Here is a 4282-nt window from a genome sequence, read left to right on the forward strand (position 1 = left end):
GATATCTTACCTCCTGATCCAGTTTTGCAAAATCAATTTCAATACCAACAGCGTTTTTGGTAATCTTGTCAAGATTGTCGAGTCCCGTTTTAATGTCTGTGACCTGCTGCTGGAGTATGGTGTCAATGGCCATGTCGATGTTGTCTTGATGAGCATTAGTGTTTGTTATCTGTCTTTGACTGATGGCCCTATCAGTTAATGCCTCTTTATCTCTTGCTCTTGGGTCTTTTTCTTCATCATTAAGATGATATTTCTTTTTGAATCTGGAGAATGTTGACCTGCTTACTTCGAATTCGTGTTCCTCTGCAAGCCATCTTCTCACGCTTTGGTCTGTTGCCCCTGATGATTTCATGGCTATTATTTCATCCAGCAATGTTTCCATGAAATCAGTTTTATTTAGGTTCAATGTTGCTTTGAATTTCCTGTAGGTAATGTCTGCAACATCTCGATCGTATTTTGTTTTTAGCAGTTCCCTGACTTCGTTGTTGCTCATTCCTTTTTTGCAGCAGTTCATTATTTCCTGTTCATGCTGTTCCAAAAAGTAAATTACATCTGAATTTCCTCTTCCCATGGTGATGGTTCTCCTATAAATCTTTTAATTCTTTTTCAAGCTCTTGTTTTCTAGCTTCGATTAATCTGTATTCTGTTTGTTTCATAATCTTTTGATAATTAGGATTGTTGTGTATTAATGTTATTGTTTCCTGTGCATCGCCAATAGCTATTAGCATTGCTCCGAGTTCATATGCATCTTTGTGGGTAAAACTAGATTCTTCTACTATTTTTTTGAGTGTTATTTCCACTCTTGCGCTGATGTTGGTTTTTTCCGGTAACATAATAATTAATTATATTATGTATTATATATAAAATTTTATTATAAAAAAAATATAAAAGTAATAATAAATATTACTTTCACTTATGAAAAACAGTTTCTTTTGAAGAGTTATATACCTGAAATATATTTTTTGAAGCTTATTCTTCATCATCCATTTCGTCAAGTTCCTTTTGAAGGTCGTGGATTTGCATTTCCTTATAGAATCTTTCGAACTTACCAACTTCAATGAGATAAGATGAAACTTCAAGAGCATCCCTAAAGGTATAGTTGGACTCTTTGATAATTTGCTTTTTGTCTTCATCCATGTAGGATGAGGTATTATTAATATTGGCCATAGATATTACAACCTGTATATAATAATTAATATAATATTTTATTATTCATTTTATATAAAATTATCATTACCTCAGGTTCAATGCATATGGTTTTTCCTGATTGTGCCAGCAATAAAATAATAAACAATACGATTGATTAAAATCAATAGCTACTTTTTACTTTTGATTTAATGGAATGGTTTTGACATTAACGGTCGGTATTTTGGTTCTGGATTTTATTTTTAAACTGGAGTATATATGAAACTGTTTCTGGATGAGGTTTTTGAATATAAATGGTGAGTGTTAATGATATTTCAATCTTAAGTTACAATAGTCCAAGCACTCTTTCACCTTTTTCAGTTATTATATACATTCTGCCATGTATTTCATTGGGATTGACACATTCAATGACACCAAGATCCACTAGCTCTTTAATTGCTGCATAAAAGAAATTCCTGCTAATGTGTCTTCCGAATGCAGGATATAATACATGCATAACATCATCCATATCCCAGTTATCTCGTCCGACCTCACTATTCCAAGTGTAAATCTGCTTACAAATCTTTTCAGATATCAATCCTCTTTTTAAACCCTCCTCAAGATCATCGAATTCATCAACTACAAATAAATAGCTTTGACCGGCGTATACTCCGTATTTTTGAACTTTAACTTTTTTGGGAATACGATTCATGAATCATAATGCTTCAGTATTTGTACTGTTCCAGGTCAAACCTGATTTGTCGTTTTCGCTAGTAAAGTCAACTACATGCTTATAAATCCAATTTAATAAACTGCTGTCTGTTTTCTTTATCATTTTTATATGCACCTTTTATTCGTGGGTGATTAATATGTTTTTTATGGAGGGTATTTAAAGAAAGTGGGAGACCATTTGAAAAGTATTTGCTTTTAAAAAAAATCATAAGACAAATTAGTTTTAACTCTCTAAATTGTATTTAACAGTTTTATTGGTTAAATTTGAGTAATTTAAAGTGATATTAAATGTAAAAAAAGAAAAAAAGTTAACATTAACGTTAAATACTATATAAATCTGTGAATATCCATGACGGATCATATGATATTAAGTATCCGTCTTCACACCAGAGAGTTCTGACATTTCCTGAAGTTGTATCTGCTACTGCAGCAGGATATCTGTTAATCCAGTTTCCACCAGTATGTTTTTTATGTTTCAATCTTAATATGATGTGGCCAGTTCCGGATACTCTGCATTTGACATGAACAAACTGCACATCATAACCTAAAGATTTAGCTATTCTGTAATAGACTTGTCCCCAGTCAACACAGTTGGAACCTTTTCCAGTTTTAGCATCATTTATTGTTTTCTTGTCCGTTGTGAATCAAAGTATTTGCTGTATAATTTTTTCTTTGCTATAATAGCTAAAGCTTCATCAATAGTGTTTCCTTTAAAGTTGAATACCTTGATAAATAGATTCATTGTGGAATCTTTGTAATCTGGAAGTTTAGACATTCTATATACAATAGCTGGAAGTCTTTTACTGTGCACGTGCAAGAAACGAAATAGCAAAGCTAGCAATTAAATATGACTTTGACTATGTGTTAATGATAGATTCAGATGTTAATGTGCCTAAAGATACATTAGTTAAGCTATTGGAATGTGAAACTGACATTGCTTTAGGATGGTACTACAAGAAAAGAACCACAACAGATCAAACGGTCATCTTTGATTTTGGAAAAGATTACACAGACAAAAACATGATTTATGGTGAAACATTATGGAAAGCTAATGATTCATTTGACATTAAAGGCGGTGGCCTTGGAATCGCTCTCGTTAATGTCAATGTATTCAGGAAAATGCCATATCCATATTTCAAATATGTTATCTATGGCAATGACACAGTACTGTCAGAGGACTTGTATTTCTGCACAGAAGCTAGAAAATATGGAATGAATATTAAATGCAATCCGGACGTTAAAGGCAATCACATATATGAGGTGAGTGTTTAATGCAAGACCAAATAGTTTTATTGGAACAAAGAAAAGAAGTCACAACATTTTTACTCGATGATGGAGATGTAACATCAAAAGATGTCGTTACTGAAACCGGCCAAAGCATTGGTTATGATTATACAAATAAATTATATCCTGAAGATACTGTTACAATATCATCTAAATCAGAAATCGGAAAAGAAATGGTCAAGAAATTTACTGGAGGTAATGATGAAATACCAATAGGCATTATTGTTAATAATCCAACAGTAATGGAGAATGGTCAAAGAAAAGCTAGCGTGTTAGTGTTAGGCCAACTATACAGACTCAAATTGGCCAGTGGTGTTACAGATATTGCACCGGCAGATAAAATTAAACTAGGTGAAAACGGAGCCGTTAAAGATTTTTCAGGTGAATACTTAGCCCTACATCCAGTAGAAGATTCAGATGATTATAATTATATTAATTGTTTTAAATTAGCTAGTGGGGGTGCTGGTGAAACTGGGGAGAAAGGTGACACAGGTGACACTGGACCGGCAGGACCTAAAGGCGATACTGGAGATACAGGTGCAACAGTTGAAACCGGAGCAACCGGTTCAAAGGGAGACACCGGCGAGAAAGGAGATACCGGAAAAACAGGTCCAAAAGGTAATACCTGCGATACTGGTGCGAAAGGGGATACCGGAGATGACGGGGAAAGTATCGACGTATATAAAGACTCAGCACATAGGCAGATAATATTTTCCGGTGCAAACACAGAGGTCACTTTATATTTTGATGATATAACTGGTCCCAAAGGTGATACTGGAAACACAGGCGTTACCGGCACCACAGGTGAAACAGGAGCTAAAGGTGATACTGGGGATACTGGTGCAACTGGTCCAGCAGGTAAAGCAGGTGCTCAAATCTTCATGTATCATAGTGGTAGAAATAGTAGCTTATCTTCAGCAGAGTGTCCGGCTCAACCAACATTGTATGGGGGGTTTTATGTATCTGATTTATTAGCAGATAATCCTTGGGCAACAGAAGTAAACCTTGGAGATTGGGTTATAACAAGGAGCGAATATAATATATGTCACATTGCATGTATAAGTGACGGTAAAGCATTAGTTGACCAATACTTTGATTTGAAAGGACCTAAGGGAGCTACTGGTGATACTGGTGCATCCGG

The 4282-nt window shown here is 34.6% G+C and carries 8 protein-coding genes; 2 read left to right on the forward strand and 6 right to left on the reverse strand.

From position 1 onward, the window contains the following. From MR875_01190 to MR875_01215, 6 genes are all read right to left on the reverse strand, one after another. Positions 1–571 (reverse strand): hypothetical protein (locus MR875_01190; protein ID MCI6993469.1); only part of this gene is annotated, 571 nt, incomplete at its 3' end. Between the two features lie 13 nt (positions 572–584). After that, on the reverse strand, positions 585–833 hold the full coding sequence (locus MR875_01195) for a hypothetical protein (protein ID MCI6993470.1): 249 nt from the start codon (positions 831–833) through the stop codon (positions 585–587). A 136-nt stretch (positions 834–969) separates the two neighbouring features. Continuing rightward, on the reverse strand, positions 970–1167 hold the full coding sequence (locus MR875_01200) for a hypothetical protein (GenBank protein ID MCI6993471.1): 198 nt from the start codon (positions 1165–1167) through the stop codon (positions 970–972). A gap of 304 nt (positions 1168–1471) precedes the next feature. Continuing rightward, on the reverse strand, positions 1472–1837 hold the full coding sequence (locus MR875_01205; GenBank protein MCI6993472.1) for a hypothetical protein: 366 nt from the start codon (positions 1835–1837) through the stop codon (positions 1472–1474). 340 nt (positions 1838–2177) lie between these two features. Further along, on the reverse strand, positions 2178–2417 hold the full coding sequence (locus MR875_01210; GenBank protein ID MCI6993473.1) for a hypothetical protein: 240 nt from the start codon (positions 2415–2417) through the stop codon (positions 2178–2180). 59 nt (positions 2418–2476) lie between these two features. Beyond that, on the reverse strand, positions 2477–2674 hold the full coding sequence (locus MR875_01215; GenBank protein MCI6993474.1) for a hypothetical protein: 198 nt from the start codon (positions 2672–2674) through the stop codon (positions 2477–2479). Between the two features lie 50 nt (positions 2675–2724). On the opposite strand from MR875_01215, the gene MR875_01220 reads away from it, so the two are divergent. Together MR875_01220 and MR875_01225 are read left to right on the forward strand one after the other, a co-directional pair. Further along, positions 2725–3129, forward strand: coding sequence for a hypothetical protein (locus tag MR875_01220; GenBank protein MCI6993475.1), 405 nt, complete (start codon positions 2725–2727; stop codon positions 3127–3129). Next, positions 3129–4282 (forward strand): collagen-like protein (locus tag MR875_01225; protein ID MCI6993476.1); only part of this gene is annotated, 1154 nt, incomplete at its 3' end. The genes MR875_01220 and MR875_01225, both read left to right, overlap by 1 nt.

Source organism: Methanobrevibacter sp., assembly GCA_022775905.1.
GTDB lineage: Archaea > Methanobacteriota > Methanobacteria > Methanobacteriales > Methanobacteriaceae > Methanocatella.

What these genes read in the sequence shown, in the direction of transcription:
- MR875_01220 (MCI6993475.1), top strand. Translation starts at nt 2,725, where the DNA reads ATGATAGATTCAGATGTTAATGTGCCTAAAGATACATTAGTTAAGCTA.
- MR875_01195 (MCI6993470.1), bottom strand. Translation starts at nt 833, where the DNA reads ATGTTACCGGAAAAAACCAACATCAGCGCAAGAGTGGAAATAACACTC.
- MR875_01205 (MCI6993472.1), bottom strand. Translation starts at nt 1,837, where the DNA reads ATGAATCGTATTCCCAAAAAAGTTAAAGTTCAAAAATACGGAGTATAC.
- MR875_01200 (MCI6993471.1), bottom strand. Translation starts at nt 1,167, where the DNA reads ATGGCCAATATTAATAATACCTCATCCTACATGGATGAAGACAAAAAG.